This window comes from Paraburkholderia acidisoli (assembly GCF_009789675.1).
Classification (GTDB): Bacteria; Pseudomonadota; Gammaproteobacteria; order Burkholderiales; family Burkholderiaceae; genus Paraburkholderia; species Paraburkholderia acidisoli.
In genome coordinates, this window is sequence record NZ_CP046913.1 from 2,490,425 (window position 1) to 2,503,056 (window position 12,632).

The 12,632-nt window shown below is 62.2% G+C and carries 17 protein-coding genes and 1 tRNA gene; 10 read left to right on the forward strand and 8 right to left on the reverse strand.

The features are described 5' to 3' along the window. Positions 1 to 154 precede the first annotated feature (154 nt). The 7 genes from tolQ (at position 155) to FAZ98_RS10985 (ending at position 5,343) form a co-directional block, all read left to right on the forward strand. Positions 155 to 832, forward strand: coding sequence for a protein TolQ (gene tolQ, locus FAZ98_RS10955; RefSeq protein WP_158951233.1), 678 nt, complete (start codon positions 155 to 157; stop codon positions 830 to 832). An 18-nt stretch (positions 833 to 850) separates the two neighbouring features. Continuing rightward, positions 851 to 1,297 carry a protein TolR gene (gene tolR / locus FAZ98_RS10960; protein WP_158951234.1) on the forward strand — a complete coding sequence of 149 codons (447 nt, stop codon included), beginning with the start codon at positions 851 to 853 and terminating at the stop codon, positions 1,295 to 1,297. Further along, entirely contained in the window at positions 1,294 to 2,322 is a 1,029-nt protein-coding gene (tolA, locus tag FAZ98_RS10965; protein ID WP_158951235.1) for a cell envelope integrity protein TolA, read from the forward strand. The genes tolR and tolA overlap by 4 nt, the downstream gene beginning before the upstream one ends. Before the next feature lie 123 nt (positions 2,323 to 2,445). Then, positions 2,446 to 3,738, forward strand: coding sequence for a Tol-Pal system beta propeller repeat protein TolB (tolB, locus tag FAZ98_RS10970; protein WP_158951236.1), 1,293 nt, complete (start codon positions 2,446 to 2,448; stop codon positions 3,736 to 3,738). An 18-nt stretch (positions 3,739 to 3,756) separates the two neighbouring features. Further along, positions 3,757 to 4,266, forward strand: coding sequence for a peptidoglycan-associated lipoprotein Pal (gene pal, locus FAZ98_RS10975; RefSeq protein WP_158951237.1), 510 nt, complete (start codon positions 3,757 to 3,759; stop codon positions 4,264 to 4,266). Positions 4,267 to 4,287: 21 nt separating this feature from the next. After that, positions 4,288 to 5,037 (forward strand): tol-pal system protein YbgF, encoded by a 750-nt coding sequence (gene ybgF / locus FAZ98_RS10980; protein WP_158951238.1) that lies wholly within the window; start codon positions 4,288 to 4,290, stop codon positions 5,035 to 5,037. 230 nt (positions 5,038 to 5,267) lie between these two features. Beyond that, positions 5,268 to 5,343: transfer RNA gene (locus FAZ98_RS10985), tRNA-Lys, on the forward strand. A 134-nt stretch (positions 5,344 to 5,477) separates the two neighbouring features. On the opposite strand, the gene FAZ98_RS10990 is transcribed toward FAZ98_RS10985, so the two are convergent. From FAZ98_RS10990 to FAZ98_RS11005, 4 genes are read right to left on the reverse strand one after another with little or no spacing between them, the layout of a single operon-like run. Next, a complete protein-coding gene (locus tag FAZ98_RS10990) occupies positions 5,478 to 5,894 on the reverse strand; it encodes an OmpA family protein (RefSeq protein ID WP_158951239.1) in 417 nt (138 codons plus the stop codon). A gap of 1 nt (position 5,895) precedes the next feature. After that, positions 5,896 to 6,594, reverse strand: coding sequence for a M35 family metallo-endopeptidase (locus FAZ98_RS10995; RefSeq protein ID WP_158951240.1), 699 nt, complete (start codon positions 6,592 to 6,594; stop codon positions 5,896 to 5,898). Further along, positions 6,595 to 7,095, reverse strand: a complete 501-nt coding sequence (locus FAZ98_RS11000) for a PAAR domain-containing protein (protein ID WP_158951241.1) — start codon at positions 7,093 to 7,095, stop codon at positions 6,595 to 6,597. A gap of 45 nt (positions 7,096 to 7,140) precedes the next feature. Beyond that, entirely contained in the window at positions 7,141 to 7,692 is a 552-nt protein-coding gene (locus tag FAZ98_RS11005) for a PAAR domain-containing protein (protein ID WP_233272603.1), read from the reverse strand. A gap of 85 nt (positions 7,693 to 7,777) precedes the next feature. Between FAZ98_RS11005 and FAZ98_RS11010 the strand changes: the two genes are divergently transcribed. Then, on the forward strand, positions 7,778 to 8,044 hold the full coding sequence (locus FAZ98_RS11010; RefSeq protein ID WP_158951242.1) for a hypothetical protein: 267 nt from the start codon (positions 7,778 to 7,780) through the stop codon (positions 8,042 to 8,044). Positions 8,045 to 8,214: 170 nt separating this feature from the next. Further along, positions 8,215 to 8,658: a BspC domain-containing protein gene (locus FAZ98_RS11015; protein ID WP_158951243.1), complete on the forward strand. Its 444-nt coding sequence runs from the start codon at positions 8,215 to 8,217 to the stop codon at positions 8,656 to 8,658. Positions 8,659 to 8,736: 78 nt separating this feature from the next. Here FAZ98_RS11015 and FAZ98_RS11020 read toward each other — a convergent pair whose 3' ends face one another. From FAZ98_RS11020 to FAZ98_RS11035, 4 genes are all read right to left on the reverse strand, one after another. Beyond that, positions 8,737 to 9,474 (reverse strand): hypothetical protein, encoded by a 738-nt coding sequence (locus tag FAZ98_RS11020; protein WP_233272604.1) that lies wholly within the window; start codon positions 9,472 to 9,474, stop codon positions 8,737 to 8,739. A gap of 206 nt (positions 9,475 to 9,680) precedes the next feature. Continuing rightward, positions 9,681 to 10,271 (reverse strand): YceI family protein, encoded by a 591-nt coding sequence (locus FAZ98_RS11025; protein WP_158951244.1) that lies wholly within the window; start codon positions 10,269 to 10,271, stop codon positions 9,681 to 9,683. A 76-nt stretch (positions 10,272 to 10,347) separates the two neighbouring features. Continuing rightward, positions 10,348 to 10,917, reverse strand: coding sequence for a YceI family protein (locus FAZ98_RS11030; RefSeq protein WP_158951245.1), 570 nt, complete (start codon positions 10,915 to 10,917; stop codon positions 10,348 to 10,350). 62 nt (positions 10,918 to 10,979) lie between these two features. Further along, positions 10,980 to 11,543 carry a cytochrome b gene (locus FAZ98_RS11035; RefSeq protein ID WP_199272266.1) on the reverse strand — a complete coding sequence of 188 codons (564 nt, stop codon included), beginning with the start codon at positions 11,541 to 11,543 and terminating at the stop codon, positions 10,980 to 10,982. A 106-nt stretch (positions 11,544 to 11,649) separates the two neighbouring features. Between FAZ98_RS11035 and FAZ98_RS11040 the strand changes: the two genes are divergently transcribed. Then, positions 11,650 to 12,594 carry a LysR family transcriptional regulator gene (locus FAZ98_RS11040; protein ID WP_158951247.1) on the forward strand — a complete coding sequence of 315 codons (945 nt, stop codon included), beginning with the start codon at positions 11,650 to 11,652 and terminating at the stop codon, positions 12,592 to 12,594. Positions 12,595 to 12,632: the final 38 nt, after the last annotated feature.

Sequence of the window (12,632 nt, forward strand, 5' to 3'; positions counted from 1 at the left end):
TTACCGTTGATACAGCGCTAGTGAACTCGCGCCGGTCAATGCAGGACCAAGCAGGGTTCGGCCGCGACGGCGCAAAAGCTTCCCAACAGCCTACGGAAAGCTTCGCGTTGTCTTGCAGCCGCTCGCCCCTTCCGGGACGTCAAAACGAACCTATATGAACACTACACAAGATCTGTCGATCATTTCACTCGTTCTTAATGCGAGTATCCTGGCACAGGCGGTGATGGGGCTTCTCCTGCTCCTCTCGCTGATCTCCTGGACCTTCATCTTCCGCAAGTGGTTTGCGATCCGCCGCGCCCGCGCGCAAACCGAGCGCTTCGAGCGCGACTTCTGGTCCGGCGGCGATCTGCAGGCGCTCTACCAGAGCGCGGCCAACAACCGCCACACGATCGGCGCGCTCGAACGCATCTTCGAATCGGGCATGCGCGAGTTCCTGAAGGCGAAGGAAAAGCGCCTGAACGATCCGAGCCTCGTGCTCGACGGCGCGCGCCGCGCCATGCGCGCCGCCTTCCAGCGCGAAATGGACGCACTCGAGGCGAATCTGTCGTTCCTCGCTTCGGTCGGTTCGGTCAGCCCGTATATCGGTCTGTTCGGCACGGTCTGGGGGATCATGAATGCGTTCCGCGGTCTCGCGAACGTGCAGCAGGCCACGCTCGCGAACGTCGCGCCCGGCATTGCCGAAGCGCTGACGGCCACCGCCATCGGTCTGTTCGCCGCGATTCCGGCTGTCGTCGCTTACAACAGCTACGCGCACGACATCGACCGTCTGGCGATCCGCTTCGAAACCTTCATCGAAGAGTTTTCGAACATCCTGCAGCGTCAGGCCCACTAATCTTCAAAGGAGTCGAAGATGGCAGGCTCAATGCGTTCGAGCATGCGAGGCAACCGCTCGCGCCGTGCAATGGCCGACATCAACGTCGTGCCGTACATCGACGTGATGCTGGTGCTGCTCGTGATCTTCATGGTGACCGCGCCGCTGGTCGCGCCGTCGATCGTCAATCTGCCGACCGTGGGCGGCGCGTCGCAACAGCAGCAGGTGCCGCCCGTCGTGGTCAATATTCGCCCCGACGGCAACCTGAGCGTCCGTTACAAGGATGACTCGGGCGCCACGCAGCAGGAAACCATGACGCGCGCCGATCTCAACGGCTTCGTCAACGATCGCGAGCAAAGCCATCCCGACCAGCCGGTCGTGATCGCCGCCGACAAGGCCGTCAAGTACGAGACGGTGATGAACGTCATGTCCGACCTGAAGGCGCACGGCGTCAAACGTGTCGGCCTGCTCGTCAAATCGCAATGATCCGGAAGAACGATACGTATCCGCTACAGCCGCCGCGCGAGCGTGGCACGGGGCGTGCTATTGCGCTTGCCGTGCTGATGCACGTGCTGCTGGCGTTCTTCCTGTATCACGGCATCCACTGGCAGAACAGCACGCCGGCGGGCGAAGAAGCGGAACTCTGGACCGAAGTGCCGGACCTTTCGGCGCCCACGCCCAGGCCGCCGCCGCCCGTGCCGGTGCAGCCCGCCCCGCCGCCGCCGCAAACGGAAGACGCCGACATCGCGCTGCAACAGCAAAAGCGTAAGCAGCAAGAAGCGGCACGCGAGGCGCAACTCGCCGAACAGCAGCAACAGCAACGCCTCAAGCAGCAGCAGGAAGCCGAGGCCAAGCGTCAGCAGCAGCTCGCGGCCCAGCAGGCGGCGCAACTCGCCGCGCAGCAAAAGGCCGCGAAGCTCAAGCAACAGCAGCAGGAGCAACAGCAGGCCGCGGCCGAGAAGCTCAAGCAGCAACAGCAGCAACAACAGCAGGAAGCGCTCAAGAAGCAGCAGCAGGAAGAAGCGCAGCAAAAGCAGGCGAAGCTCGACGCGCAGAAGAAGGCCGACGCCGAGAAGGCCGCCAAGGCGAAGGCGCAAGCGCAAGCCGACGCGCAGGCGAAGAAGCTCGACGCCGAACGTCGCGCGCGTATCGCGCAGATGCAAGGGTCGATGGGCGGCGGCGACAGTTCGAGCGGCAACGGGCTCGCGAAGAGCGGCAACGGCAGCGGCTCGGGCGGCAACGCGACTTCGCCGGGCTATGCGGACAAGGTTCAGCGGCGTGTCCGTCCGAACGTCATCTGGTCCGGCGAAACCGCGGGCCTGGAAACGGTCGTCGCAGTGCGCTGCTCGCCGTCGGGCACGTTGCTTTCGGCGACCATCACGCGCAGCAGCGGCAACGCGGCGTGGGACAGCGCAGCACTGCGCGCAGTCCATGCCTCGGACCCGATGCCGGTTGATACCGACGGCAAGGCGCCGGGCAGCTTTACGATTACTTTGCGTCCGGCAGGTTGAGGCGCAAAACAGGGGCTTAGAAAGCGGGCGCACGGCAGCGGGCGCAGGAACGTTTCAGGCGTTTCGGGGTCTGTCTGCTGTTGCGCGGTATTACGGAAACGCTCTTTCAGGAAACATCACAGCATGAGTTTGATGACGAAGCTTGGCCTGCGAACTCTCGTCGCGTCCTGCCTGATCGCGGTCGGCGGCACGGCGAACGCACAACTCAACGTCCTCGTCACCGGCGTGGGCTCCACCCAGTTCCCCATCGCCACGGCTAACTTCGCCGGCGAAGCGAACTCGCCCGAGCAGGTCGCGGCCATCGTGCGCGCCGACCTGCAACGCAGCGGCAAGTTCACCAACATCGACGCAGGCAGCGCGCCCATCTCCGAAAACGACTCGGTCGACCTCGGCAGCTGGAAGGCCAAGGGCGCCAACGCGTTCGTCGCGGGCAGCGTGAACAAGCTCGCGAACGGCCAATACGAAGTGCGCTTCAAGCTCTACGACACCGCGAAGGGCGAAAGCCTCGGCGGTCTCGTGCTCACGAGCCCCGCGAGCGGCCTGCGCATGAGCGCGCACAAAGTCGCCGACTACATCTACCAAAAGCTGCTCGGCGACCGCGGCGTGTTCGCCACGCGTCTGTCGTACGTGATCCGCACGGGCGGCCGTTACCAGTTGCAGATTTCCGACTCCGACGGCCAGGAAGCGCACATCGCGCTGTCGAGCCCCGAGCCGATCATCTCGCCGGCCTGGTCGCCCGACGGCACCAAGGTCGCCTACGTTTCTTTCGAAAAGAAAAAGCCGATCGTCTACGTGCATGACCTGCCCACGGGTCGTCGCGTCGTCATCTCGGACCAGAAGGGCAACAACTCGGCGCCCGCCTGGTCCCCGGACGGCCGTACGCTCGCCGTGGCGCTGTCGCGCACGGGCAACACGCAGATCTTCGCCGTCAATGCCGACGGCAGCGGTCTGCGCCGCCTCACGCAAGGCACGACGATCGACACCGAACCCACCTACTCTCCTGACGGACGCTGGATTTACTTCACCAGTGACCGCGGCGGCCAGCCCCAGATCTACAAGATGCCGGCCCAGGGCGAAAGCGCTGGCGCGGCACAACGCGTGACCTTCACGGGCAGCTACAACACGAGCCCGAAGGTCAGCCCGGACGGCAAACAAGTGGCGTACATATCACGCACGGGCGGCGGATTTAAGCTGTACATTCAAGATCTTCAGTCTGGCGTCGCCACCGCGCTCACCGACACGACTCATGACGAATCGCCCAGCTTCGCGGCGAACGGTCAGTACCTTCTTTACGCCACTCAGGTGAACGGCCGTGGCGTGCTGGCTGCTGTATCGACCGACGGTCGTACGCGGCAAATCCTGTCCGTTCAGGGCGGCAGCGTACGCGAGCCGTCCTGGGGTCCTTTTATGCAATAACACTTCAGGAGAGAAAAAATGATGTCGAATAAAGTCCGCGTGGCTTTGGTCGTTCTGATGATCGGTGCACTGGCAGCGTGTAAGTCGGCTCCGAAAGCCGACGAAAACGCGAACGCCGGCTCGATGAGCACGCAGCCGAACCCGAACGCCGTCGCGCAAGTCAACGTCGACCCGCTGAACGATCCGAACAGCCCGCTCGCCAAGCGCAGCGTGTACTTCGACTTCGACAGCTACGCCGTCAAGGACGACTACCAAAACGTGGTTCAGGCTCACGCGCAATACCTGAAGACGCATCCGGAACGTCACGTCCTGATCCAGGGCAACACCGACGAACGCGGCACGAGCGAGTACAACCTCGCACTCGGCCAGAAGCGTGCTGAAGCCGTCCGCAAGGCGCTGTCGCTGATGGGCGTGCCCGACTCGCAAATGGAAGCCGTGAGCCTCGGTAAGGAAAAGCCGGTCGCAACGGGCCACGACGAAGCATCGTGGGCGCAAAACCGCCGTGCTGACCTCGTGTATCAACAGTAATCGACGTATTTGAAGGGGCGTATGACGCACCGTTTCTCCCCGCTGCGGGCCGCCGCAGCCGCCTGCGTAGCTGGCGTCGCCTTCGCGGCGCTGCCGGCTCACGCAGGTATCTTCGATGACGATCAGGCGCGCCAGGCGATTCTCGACCTGCGCGCGAAGACGGACAATCTGTCGAACCAGTTGTCCGCCGCCCAGCGCTCGATCCTCGATCAGTCCAACCACATCGACCAGCTCAACCAGCAGGTCGCGACGTTGCGCGGACAGAACGAGGATCTCGCGAACCAGCTGGCGACCCTGCAGAAGCAACAGAAGGACTACTACACGGACCTGGACACGCGTCTCAAGAAGTTCGAGCCGCAGCAGGAAACCGTGGACGGCATGCAAGGCACCGTTCAGCCGGGTGAAACGGATGCGTTCAATGCCGCTTCCCAGCAGTTCCGCAGCGGCGACTTCAAGAATGCGGCAACGGCGTTCCGCAGCTTTATCGCGAAGTACCCGCAGAGCCCGTATCAGCCGACCGCGCAGTACTGGCTCGGCAACGCGCTCTACGCGCTGAAGGACTACAAGGGTTCGACGGCAACGTGGCAGAACGTGGTCAAGAACTACCCGCAGCATCCGCGCGCCCCGGAGGCGTTGCTGGCCATTGCGAACAATCAGATCGAGCAGGGGCAAAAGGCTGCGGCCAAGCACACGCTCGAGCAGATCGTCGCGCAATACGGCAGTTCGGATGTTGCCCAGACGGCGCAGACCAAGCTCACACAGCTCAAATAAGCGCTGCTGGACGATGTATGGCGTGACGCGGCGCCAGTTCGATGTCGCCGCGAAACGCGCCTCTCGCAAATGAGGATGGGCCCGAAGCACGGTGTGCTTCGGGCCTTGTCCTTTTTGGGCCACGCTTTCTTTTTGGGGCCGTGCTTTCGTGCGTTTTTTGTTCGAAGCGGCGCTCGCGTGTGCGGGTAGTTGACCAGCCCCGCTATACCCGCTATAATCCCGCTTCTTTCGGGTCGTTAGCTCAGCTGGTAGAGCAGCGGACTTTTAATCCGTTGGTCACAGGTTCGAATCCCGTACGGCCTACCAAAGATACAAAGGGCTCAGCGCAAGCTGAGCCCTTTTTATTTGCTTCGTATAACGGACCAGCGCCGCTATCCACGCTGACTAGTCACACCGAATAAAAGTCGGCAGCTGCGCCTCCCCGCGCAGGTTCGACGTTACTATTCCGGACACTCCGGAATAAGCGTTAATTCCGCTCTGGTTCCTGTTGGCTCAAATTTATCGTTCGGCACAGCGGCCCTATATAAGTGGCCGACAACTTCAAATTTCGCCGCGCGCACACCTAGCACGTCCAACGTTCGCTTGACGATGTTGGCGCGCTCCTCCGCGATAAGTTGCGGGTTATGCTCGCGCTTGTCGGCCAGGCCGGTAATAGAAACACCTTCAAGAACGGACCGCTTACTATGCGTGTCTACAATCCAGTTTGCGAGTGAAAGAATCTCAGCGTTACTCATCTCACTCGAATTAAATGCAAAATTTATATCTCTTGTTACCCCCGGAATCGGCGGCGATCCCGCACACGCGAATGCACACGGCAATGCGAGTGCGAGAGAAAGAAACAAAACGATGCGTTTCAATTTAGTCACCCTCGACAATATAGCCAGCAACGCTATCGGCGTTATTTAGTGCGAGATCAGAATTCGATTGCGCCCAATCTCGAAGCGTAAACGCAATCGTATATTTGTTGTCTTGAGTCGCCATTGTGTCCAGGAAGTGTGTGACTTCGTGAATTACAGTCGATACGCGCGAATCCGAGTTGTCCGACCAATGCCTCATGGTACAAAACAGCGGACTAATGCTGACAGTATGCGTTGCCGTATCGGGCGCGCAAACATGTGCGGCCTCCTGGCCAGGAGCCGCTGGGTTGGGCATGCAACCCGTCGCTCTGTCGCGGTCGCTTCCAGTGCGAACGAAGTTAGCCGGACTCAGGCTACGCAGGACGGCCGCGATACGCGGTATGCCGTTTAGCAAAATCGTGTGCGCTGATTCATCATTGCGTCCAAACCAACGCTGTACGCGTGCGCGCTCGCCCGGCGTCCATAAAGTCAAGGCATGCACGCGGACATCAACTAGCGGAATCGCACGCTGGAGAATGCTATTAATAATCTCCCTGAATTCCTTGTTGGACATGTTCTGACAGATTCTTTCAGTATTGACATTGACATATACCATCGAACCGGGATTCGTATTTGTGACCGCAGTGGAATGAACCGTAACCCATTCTTCCTCTTCATTGGCTTTAAAACCGTATTTGTTTTCACTTGAAAAACCGCTCATTCAGCTTCGCCCATTGATTTCGAGTTCAACCCGCCGCGCTGCTTCCGTGCTGATACGGACGGTGCGCCCCTCTGAGTCAGTCACGCCGCTTGCAACGACTTCGCCCCCGATCTGCATTCGATACGCCAGATTGGCGATTGGTTGGCCATCGCTATCCCGCAGCGTGTAATGCTGGTCATAGATAAGCGCTTGCGGCGCGGGGGAGTCCTTTGCATTGCCTTTGTCATCCGAGTACCAGGCATCAGAAGAAAAGGCGGCAGAGACGAAATTTTTCCCACAAGGACACAGCACACGATCCCCGTCTTTCACATACGGTTCACCGACATCGGTCCAGTTGTCAGCAGTGCCGTATATCGCCCATAAGCCCTTACAGTTGCCGCACGTCGCTTTGTTCTCCTTTCGTGCGTATGCCTTGCCTTCTTCGTTAAAAAAATCACTATCGCCAAACACAACGCCGCCCGTAGACGTGCGGTCCCCGTCTGCCACAAGCCGTTCGAACATGGTTCCTCCTTTTCAATGAGCGATATCGAGTCGTAACGCTTGCCCTTATGTTGTCCTGACGCGTTGTGTGCGACCGTTGGCGTCTGTGGTTCCGCCAGCGATTACGCCTGATGCATCACGGACGCGATAGCGCACCTTCGCTAGCGCGCGCCCGTCTCTATCGGTGAGCGTGAACTGTTCGTCGTATGGGACGTGCTGTTTGACCTGTGACGCCGCCAGGCTCGCGGCATAGCCCCTATCCCCACATTCGTCATCCCATCTGTGAGAAGCGCTTGTTTGCGATGCGAGCAGTACGGGCGGCGGGGAACACTTGCAGATACAGATATCGTCGTCCAGCGCCTGCTGCTTCCCAAGCATCGTTGCGTTGCGGTGCGGTCCGACTGCCTTAATGTAGCCCTCGGATTTGCACGCTTCACACCACACCTTCGCCCCGATAAACGTGACAGGTATTCCGCGATGCGAGCAGTTTTCCGCGCCTTCCACCACAACACCGCCCGCCGTGGATTTATCGCCCAGCCTCAGCAGATATCGCCTCAATTCGGCCCCTCCGTTCGTTTGCAGGTAACGAAGCCGCCGGTAGGTGACCGGCACGGTCACAGCGGACCCGCCTTCGCTAACCGGCAATCGTCGGAGTACTCCGTGGGGCGCGCTATCAGAGAACGCCTCGAAACGGCTTCAAGCAATGCGCTTTGCATCGTGTGCCGAGGCCAATTTGATCATCGGCAAGGTTCGCGCGGTAGTGCTCTCGCCCGGTCGCCATGCTGGCGGGCCTTTAGTGCGATTTGAATTTTTTGATATTTCGCCCTCGGCCAAGCCGCATGGGTCCGTCGAACGCCAGTTCGTGTCGTCCAGACTGACGGCTAGTCCACGCTATCTTTTCGACCGCAACGCGAACGTCTTCATTCGCGCGAAGCGTGGTCGTGACTTCGCAGCGCAACCGCCTGATTGAATCCTGGCCGCCGCGCTTGTATCTCTGCGTTGATTCGGTCAAGGCGGCTTTTCTCGCCTTGATAGGCATCCCCGATGAAAGCCTCACGACGTGAGCTACCTTTCACCGTGTATACTTCTCCCTCTCCGCCGTTTTTCCCCCGATATTTCGCTGTTCCTCGCTCTATTCACATGAAGTTCATGACTCTCGCGTGTGCCCTGCTCGCGCTTTTCTGGATAAGCCTCAGCGTGCAGGCGCAAATGCAGCCGCAAGCCGAGGACTACGAGTATCTGCGCCGTATTCGCGTTCCCGATGCCGTCGTCAATTGCGTCGCCGCGCTCGATCAGTGGGTGCACAAAGCGGAGCGTTACGACTCGCTGCTCGTGCCCGACCGCCGCGCGCTGTCCGCGCGCATCGAAGAACCCGCGCAGTCGAACGTCACGCCTGCATCGGCGAACGCCAACACGCCGAGTTCGCCGATCGATTCGCTGATCCACCTGCGCGCCTTCGCGAAGATTCGCGGCAAGTACGCGTGGGTGCCCGTGCGCGCGACCTGCAACGTCTGGCATTCGCACGTCGTCGGGGTGGCGCTCGCACCGCGCAGCCTGCACACGACCACCACGCCGATTCACTGAGCGCGTCTCGCACCGCGTGCGAGCCGGGAGCCGCGTGCGAGCCCGGGCTTGAACGCACGCCGCCACGCCCTTGCGCCGTTACTTCGCGCGCGGCGCCTGGCAGAGCGCCGCGTTGTGCAGGATCGCCTTGCCCGTCGAGCGATAGTTGTCGGCGTCGCAAGGCGGCAAACCGAAGTCCGCGTCCGGCTGCGCGTCGTCGCCGCCGTTGCGCAGCGCCATCGTTTGCGCCAGTGTCGCGAGGCATTGCGCGTTGTCGCCGAGGTGATACTGCGTGAGCGCGAGATCGCTGCGCACGCTGTCGGCTTCGATCCAGTCCATCTCCGTCGAGCATTCGCCGAGCAGCGACGTGAACCCCGCCGCCGCCGCCGCGTAATCCTTCTTCGCATACAGGGTTCGCGCCTGCGAAAGCCGCTTCGCGCGCGTGCGGTCCATGCAGGCGGGACTCGCTTGCCGATACTGCCCGTCGAACATCGCGCGGGCGCCGCAATACGCGCGGCACGCTTCGCTGTCGCCGGAATCGACCTTGAGCATGCCTTTGCCGCCCGTGATCGAGAGACGGCAGGTGTCGCTGCCGTCGACCGCCGTGCCCGTGTTGCCCTTCAACGCGCCCGAGATCGAGCACGAGTGACAGTTGCCGCCCACCGTCTCGATCGTGAAGCTGTCTTTCTTCACGACGAGCGAGCCGTGTGCGTGCCCGCCTTCGGTGTAGAGATAGTCGCCGGGCTCGACCGCCAGCGCGGCCGTTACCTGCGTCGCGCTCATCACACCCAGCGCGCCCATCCACGCGCACATCGCCCATTTTCGCCAACGGTCCATCGTCCCCGCTCCTCGTCGTTTCGATCGGGCGCATTCTCGCGCAGATCGGCGCAACGTGGCCACAGATCGCGCGCGCCTCACGATCAACATCGCTTCACGCCGACCAATAAAAAAGCCCGCGCGCCATTCGGCACACGGGCTTTTTCTCCAACTCGCGGATCGGCGCAACACGCACGCCGAAGCGAACGCGTCGCGACTCAAGCGACTTAGTCGGCCTTCACGCCTTCGACCTGGATCTGCAGCTTCGTCAGCGTCTTGAAGCCGTACGACTGGCCCCAGTTCACGCCGTAGTCGGCGCGATCGAATTCGGCCGAGGCGTCGGCGCCGCACACTTCGCGCTTGAGCATCGGGTTCTGGAAGCACTTGAACGTGTTGATCTTGAGGTTCAGCGGCTTCGTCACGCCGTGCAGCGTGAATTCGCCGACGACTTCCACGGGCGTGTCGCCGTCGAAGCGGATCGACGTGCCCTTGTAGGTCGCCGTCGGGTACTTGGCCGCGTCGAGGAATTCGGTGCCGCTCACGTGCTTGTCGAGCAGCGCGTTGCCCGTGTCGATCGAGGAGGCATCGATCGTGACGTCGACCGTGCCCGTCTTCGCGGCGCGGTCGAGCGTGACCACGCCCTTGCTCTTCGTGAACTTGCCGCGCCACACCGAAACGCCGCCGAAGTGGTCGGCTTCGAAGCTCGGGTACGTGTGCGACGGATCGAGGTTATAGGTCGTGGCAGCCGCGAAAGCCGGCGTGGCGAGGGCCGCGGTGAGCGCAACGGCGGCGGCGGCCGCGAAAGACGTGATCTTCATGAAACGATTCCTGTTGGTTCTGTTGGGTTCGGAAATAACGGCGTGAATGCGAAACGAACGTCGTGCGCGAACGCGCTCAATGCGCGGCGTTCACGATGTGAAACTTGATCTGCACGTCGTCGGCAACGATCGACGTGTCTTTCCAGTCGCCCGTGCCGATGTTGTAGTTCAGGCGCTTGATGGGCAGCGTGCCGTCGAACACCTGGTTCGCGCCGTCCTTGTGGTACTGCACCGGCACGACCACGTCGGTGGTCTTGCCCTTGATCGTGAGCTTGCCCGCGACCGTGTACGCGCCGTTCGCGCCCGCCTTGATCTGCGAAGAAACGAAGGTGGCATGCGGGAATTTCGCGGCGTCGAACCATTCGTCGCCGGCGACTTCCTTGTTGTATTCGGGCGCGCCGATATCGAAGCTCGCGACATCGACATCGAGCTTCGCGCTCGACGTGGCCACGTTGGCCGGATCGAACTTCACGTCGGCGGTGAAGCGGGTGAAGTGGCCTTCCACGGGCACGTTCATCTGCTTGAAAACGGCCGAGACGGAATTCTTCGCGTCGGCGGCATCGGCGCTGCTGGCGAAAACCGCGCCGGCGGCGAGCGCCGCGCCGAGCGCGACGGCGGAAACGGTACGGGCGAAACGTTGGATCATGGCGTTCAGTCTGTTGAGCGTCGAAAGAGGAAGCGGCGGAGCGCCGCGCGAAAGGCGCGGCGTCAGTCGCGCGGCGTGCCGAACGGCAACATGCGGGCGATGAGATTCTGCCGGTCGATGAACTGATGCTTGATGACCGCCAGCACGTGCAGGACGACCACGGCCAGCAAGGTGTAGTTGAGCGTCACGTGGACGGTGCGCAGCACGCCCTTGAGCGCGGTGTCGGGGCCGATCAGCGTGGGCAGCGGCCAGATGCCGAGATACACGACCTGAATGCCGGCCGCCGAGCTATACAGATAGCCCGTGACGGGAATCGCCACCATCAGCACGTACAGCACCAGATGGCCCGCGTGCGCGGCGAGCTTTTCCCAGCCGTGCATCGAGCGCGGCAACGCGGGCGCGGCGTGGGTCGCGCGCCAGAGGAGGCGCAGCAGCACCAGCACGAGCACCGTCACGCCAATCCATTTATGCCAGGAGAAGTAGCGCAGCTTCGTGGGCGTGATGCCGTGAATGTCGGTCATCACCCAGCCGAGCGCGAAGCCCCAGATGATCAGCGTGGCGACCAGCCAGTGCAGCAGCATCGCGACGCCGCTATAGCGGCTGGGCGGCTTGACGGAAAGATTCATCGGCATAGGGTTTTGTGGAGGTTGGACACGCACTTTAACCGGCCAAACATATTCAAACAATCGTCTAGAATGGATCGTTCTTATCCATTTTGTCGATAGTTCATTGATGGATCGCCATTCTGACAAAGATCGCGCCGACCGTGCGCCCAGCCTCGAACAGTTGCGCGCGCTGATCGCCGTGGCCGAAACCGGCAGCTTTTCCGCCGCCGCGCTCAGGCTCGACCGCGCGCAGTCGGTGGTGAGCTACACCATCGCCAATCTGGAAGCGCTGCTCGGCGTGGCGCTGTTCGCGCGCGGCAAGCGCAAGCCCGAACTCACGGCGGCCGGCCGTGCCATTCTCGCCGATGCGCGCCGGCTCGACCTGCTGATGGGCCAGCTCAACGCCAAGGCGGCCGGTTTGCAGCGCGGGCTGGAGGGCGAAGTCTCGGTGGCCGTCGACGTGATGTTCCCCTCGCAGCGGCTCGTGGAGGCGCTGCAGGCGTTCGCGGTGGCGTTCCCGACCGTCGTCCTCAACCTGACGATGGAAGCGCTCGGCGGCGTGCTCAAGCTCGTGATGGACGGCGAGTGCGCGTTCGGCATCAGCGGCCCGAACCACAACTGGCCGCACGTGATCGAGGCGCAGTCGATCGGCACGGTCGAACTCGTGCTGGTCGCGGCGCCCTGCCATCCGCTCGCGCAGGCCGAGGCGCCCGTGCGCATTTCCGACGCGCGCGAGCACACGCAGCTCGTGCTCACCGACCGCAGCCGCCTCACGGAAGGCCAGACTTTCGGCGTGTACAGCAACCGCGCGTGGAAGCTCGGCGATCTGGGCGCGAAGCACCGGCTTCTGCTCGCGGGGCTGGGCTGGGGCTCCATGCCATTCCACCTGGTCGAAGCCGATCTCGAAGCCGGGCGGCTCGTGCGCGTCGCGCTCGCGGACCGCCGCTCGGTCAACTACAACGTTTCGCTGATCCACCGCACCGACACCGTGCGCGGTCCGGCCAGCCTTTGGCTCACGCACTACCTCACGCGCGGCACGCCGCCCGAAAGTCCGCTGCCGGACGCGCGCTGAAACACGCTGACCGGGACGCGCCAACGAGGCACGCCGGG

Coding starts and splice junctions, on each gene's coding strand:
- FAZ98_RS11025 (WP_158951244.1), bottom strand. CDS start 10,271: ATGAAGATCACGTCTTTCGCGGCCGCCGCCGCCGTTGCGCTCACCGCG.
- FAZ98_RS11015 (WP_158951243.1), top strand. CDS start 8,215: ATGAAGTTCATGACTCTCGCGTGTGCCCTGCTCGCGCTTTTCTGGATA.
- ybgF (WP_158951238.1), top strand. CDS start 4,288: ATGACGCACCGTTTCTCCCCGCTGCGGGCCGCCGCAGCCGCCTGCGTA.
- tolA (WP_158951235.1), top strand. CDS start 1,294: ATGATCCGGAAGAACGATACGTATCCGCTACAGCCGCCGCGCGAGCGT.
- FAZ98_RS10995 (WP_158951240.1), bottom strand. CDS start 6,594: ATGAGCGGTTTTTCAAGTGAAAACAAATACGGTTTTAAAGCCAATGAA.
- tolQ (WP_158951233.1), top strand. CDS start 155: ATGAACACTACACAAGATCTGTCGATCATTTCACTCGTTCTTAATGCG.
- pal (WP_158951237.1), top strand. CDS start 3,757: ATGATGTCGAATAAAGTCCGCGTGGCTTTGGTCGTTCTGATGATCGGT.
- FAZ98_RS11010 (WP_158951242.1), top strand. CDS start 7,778: ATGCGCTTTGCATCGTGTGCCGAGGCCAATTTGATCATCGGCAAGGTT.
- FAZ98_RS11030 (WP_158951245.1), bottom strand. CDS start 10,917: ATGATCCAACGTTTCGCCCGTACCGTTTCCGCCGTCGCGCTCGGCGCG.
- tolR (WP_158951234.1), top strand. CDS start 851: ATGGCAGGCTCAATGCGTTCGAGCATGCGAGGCAACCGCTCGCGCCGT.
- tolB (WP_158951236.1), top strand. CDS start 2,446: ATGAGTTTGATGACGAAGCTTGGCCTGCGAACTCTCGTCGCGTCCTGC.
- FAZ98_RS11000 (WP_158951241.1), bottom strand. CDS start 7,095: ATGTTCGAACGGCTTGTGGCAGACGGGGACCGCACGTCTACGGGCGGC.
- FAZ98_RS11020 (WP_233272604.1), bottom strand. CDS start 9,474: ATGGACCGTTGGCGAAAATGGGCGATGTGCGCGTGGATGGGCGCGCTG.
- FAZ98_RS11040 (WP_158951247.1), top strand. CDS start 11,650: ATGGATCGCCATTCTGACAAAGATCGCGCCGACCGTGCGCCCAGCCTC.
- FAZ98_RS11035 (WP_199272266.1), bottom strand. CDS start 11,543: ATGAATCTTTCCGTCAAGCCGCCCAGCCGCTATAGCGGCGTCGCGATG.